General features: G+C 75.2%; 1 protein-coding gene and 1 pseudogene. Both read left to right on the plus strand.

Annotation, left to right across the window (positions count from 1 at the left end):
* A partial coding sequence (locus D180_RS14460; RefSeq protein ID WP_017913359.1) for an ACP S-malonyltransferase occupies positions 1-589 on the plus strand: 589 nt, incomplete at its 5' end.
* Positions 590-680: 91 nt separating this feature from the next.
* Positions 681-757: pseudogene (fabG, locus tag D180_RS23500) on the plus strand (3-oxoacyl-ACP reductase); the annotation flags it as partial.

Genomic DNA, 757 nt, shown 5'->3' on the forward strand with positions numbered 1-757 from the left:
CGGGCAACTGATGCAGGACGCCGCGCCGGCCGGCGTGGGCGCGATGGCCGCCGTGCTCGGCGCCGAGGACGCGCTGGTCGAGGAGGTCTGCGCGCAGGCCGCCGGCAGCCAGGTGGTGGTGCCGGCCAACTACAACTCGCCGGGGCAGGTGGTGATCGGCGGCGATGCCGCGGCGGTCGACCGTGCGCTGGCGCTGCTGGCCGAGCGCGGCGTGCGCAAGGCGGTGAAGCTGGCGGTCAGCGTGCCCTCGCACACCCCGCTGATGCGCGAGGCGGCCAACCGCCTGGCCGAGGCGATGCGCGGACTGGCGTGGCAGGCGCCGCAACTGCCGGTGGTGCAGAACGCCGATGCGCAGGTGCACGACGGCGTCGAGGCGATCCGCCAGGCGCTGGTCGAGCAGTTGTACCTGCCGGTGCGCTGGACCGGCTGCGTGCAGGCGCTGGCCGCCGGCGGCGCCACCCGCCTGGCCGAGTGCGGCCCGGGCAAGGTGCTGACCGGGCTGGTCAAGCGCATCGACAAGTCGCTCGACGGCCGTGCCCTGGGCACGCCTGCCGAGTTCGCCGGCGCGCGCGAGGCCTGGGCCTCCTGATCGCCGGCCGCCGCGCGGTGCGCCGTTCGCCCGCGCTGGTTTCCCTCCTTTCCCCCGGCGCCATGCGCCGTCCGTCTCCAAGGAAACGCAGATGAGCAAGCCATTGCAGGGCGAGATCGCGCTGGTCACCGGCGCCAGCCGCGGCATCGGTGCCGCCATCGCCGACGA

It is taken from the genome of Xanthomonas sp. SHU 166 (assembly GCF_000364685.1).
Lineage (GTDB): Bacteria > Pseudomonadota > Gammaproteobacteria > Xanthomonadales > Xanthomonadaceae > Xanthomonas_A > Xanthomonas_A sontii.